This window comes from Clavibacter sp. MX14-G9D (genome assembly GCF_032917815.1).
Classification (GTDB): Bacteria; Actinomycetota; Actinomycetes; order Actinomycetales; family Microbacteriaceae; genus Clavibacter; species Clavibacter michiganensis_K.
Genome location: NZ_JAVCVL010000390.1, coordinates 1 through 1,094 on the forward strand (window position 1 = coordinate 1; position 1,094 = coordinate 1,094).

At 77.3% G+C, this 1,094-nt stretch carries 1 protein-coding gene; it reads left to right on the plus strand.

The genetic code is table 11. The annotated features are described in order from the left end of the window. Positions 1 to 2: 2 nt before the first annotated feature. Positions 3 to 1,094: dipeptidase (locus Q6969_RS15875; RefSeq protein WP_317231306.1), on the plus strand; the 1,092-nt coding region annotated here is incomplete at its 3' end.

Consider the following 1,094-nt stretch of genomic DNA (forward strand, 5'->3'; position numbering starts at 1 on the left):
CCGTGCCCGGCGCCGCCTCCGCGCTCGCCGAGCGCGTGCAGCGGCTCCTCGACGAGCAGGGCGTCGTCGACGGGCACGACGACCTCGCGTGGGCGCTGCGCGAGCGGGCGGTGCGGGAGGGCGGGCCGAGCGCGTCCGTGGCCGACGACGTGATCGCGCGGCTCGCCGTCGAGGACGCCGTGCCGGGGCTGCACACCGACCTGCCGCGCCTCGCGCGGGGACGGGTGGCGGCGCAGTTCTGGTCGGTGTGGGTGCCGGACGTCCCGGGCGTCGACCCGGTGCGCTCGACCATCGAGCAGATCGACGTCGTGAGGCGGATCGTGGCCGCGCACCCGGACCGGCTCGCGCTCGCCGTGACGGCCGACGACGTGGACCGCGTGGTCGCGTCCGGCCGCATCGCGTCGCTCCTCGGCATGGAGGGCGGGCACTCGATCGGCGGCTCGCTGGGCGCGCTCCGGGCGATGCGGGCGCTCGGGGTCCGGTACATGACGCTCACCCACAACTCGGCCGTCGCCTGGGCCGACTCCGCGACCGACGCGCCCGTGCACCACGGCCTGAGCGCCGCGGGCGAGCGCGTGGTCGCGGAGATGGAGCGGATCGGCATGGTGGTCGACCTCTCGCACGTGTCGGCCGACGTGATGCGGCACGCGCTGCGCATCGCCCGCAGGCCGGTGCTGTTCACCCACTCCGGGGCGCGCGCCGAGTGCGACGTGCCGCGGAACGTGCCCGACGACGTGCTGCAGGCCCTGCCCGCCAACGACGGCGTCTGCATGGCGACGTTCGTGCCGCAGTTCGTCGCGCCCGCGGTCGCCGCGTGGCACGAGGAGACGCTGGCGCTCGCGGTGGCCGAGGGCGTCGACCCGCGCGACCACGAGGGCGTGCAGGCGGTCGCCGCCCGGAGGCCCGGGGAGCGGCCGCGTGCGACGCTCGCCGACGTCGTGCGGCACGTGGAGCGGATCCGCGAGGTCGCCGGCGCCCGCCACGTGGGGCTCGGCGGGGACTACGACGGCGTCGACCGCACGCCCGACGGCCTCGAGGACGTCGCGCGCTACCCGGCGCTCATCGCCGCGCTCGCGGAGCGCGGCTGGTCCGAT